This window comes from Ruegeria sp. YTSA219, assembly GCF_059609985.1.
Genome location: NZ_JBXWMT010000034.1, coordinates 1 through 1,371, shown reverse-complemented (window position 1 = coordinate 1,371; position 1,371 = coordinate 1). Strand labels below are relative to the sequence as shown.

Annotated in this window: 1 protein-coding gene; it reads left to right on the top strand. The window is 58.6% G+C overall.

The features are described 5' to 3' along the window. A partial coding sequence (gene tuf, locus AC2FFB_RS20020; RefSeq protein ID WP_142640426.1) for an elongation factor Tu occupies nucleotides 1–1,176 on the top strand: 1,176 nt, incomplete at its 5' end. Between the last annotated feature and the right edge of the window lie 195 nt (nucleotides 1,177–1,371).

Here is a 1,371-nt window from a genome sequence, read left to right as displayed (position 1 = left end):
ATGGCAAAGGAAAAGTTTGAGCGTAATAAGCCGCACGTCAACATCGGCACGATTGGCCACGTTGACCACGGCAAGACGACGCTGACCGCAGCAATCACCAAGTATTTCGGTGACTTCAAAGCGTATGACCAGATTGACGGCGCGCCTGAAGAAAAAGCACGTGGCATCACCATCTCGACGGCCCACGTGGAATACGAGACCGATGCGCGTCACTACGCCCACGTTGACTGCCCCGGCCACGCCGACTACGTCAAGAACATGATCACCGGTGCGGCGCAAATGGACGGCGCGATTCTGGTTGTGAACGCGGCTGACGGCCCGATGCCTCAGACCCGCGAGCACATTCTGCTGGGCCGCCAGGTTGGTATCCCGACCATGGTCGTGTTCATGAACAAAGTTGACCAGGTTGACGACGAAGAGCTGCTGGAGCTGGTTGAAATGGAAATCCGCGAGCTGCTGAGCTCGTATGATTACCCTGGCGACGACATTCCGATCATTGCCGGTTCGGCACTGGCCGCGATGGAAGGCAACAACCCGGAAATCGGCGAAGAATCGATCCGCAAGCTGATGGCTGCCGTGGACGAGTACATCCCGACGCCTGAGCGTGCTGTTGACCAGCCGTTCCTGATGCCGGTCGAAGACGTGTTCTCGATCTCGGGCCGTGGTACAGTTGTGACCGGTCGTGTTGAGCGTGGCGTGATCAATGTTGGCGACGAGATCGAAATCGTCGGCATCCGCGACACCAAGAAAACCACCTGTACCGGTGTTGAAATGTTCCGCAAGCTGCTGGATCGCGGCGAAGCGGGCGACAACATCGGCGCGCTGCTGCGTGGTATCGACCGTGAAGGTGTTGAGCGTGGCCAGGTTCTGTGTAAGCCGGGTTCGGTTACACCGCACACCAAGTTCGAAGCCGAAGCCTATATCCTGACCAAGGAAGAGGGTGGCCGTCACACGCCGTTCTTCGCGAACTACCGTCCGCAGTTCTACTTCCGTACAACTGACGTGACCGGCACCGTGACCCTGGCAGCTGGCACCGAGATGGTTATGCCCGGCGACAACGTGTCGTTCGAGGTTGAGCTGATCGCACCGATCGCGATGGAAAACGGCCTGCGTTTCGCCATCCGCGAAGGCGGCCGCACCGTCGGCGCCGGCGTTGTGTCGAAGATCGTCGAGTAATTCGCGCAAGCGAATGATCAAATGGAAAGGGCGCCCATTCGGCGCCCTTTCTCGTTTGATCTCGACAAGCCCGCGACGCACCCATGTCGTACACCAATGAGTGTTGAGTGATCGGAGGCGGTGATGAGATCGTTCGTCGAATAGTCTCAGACCTAACCGTCGAAACAAAAAAGCCCGCCCCAAACGGGGGCGGGC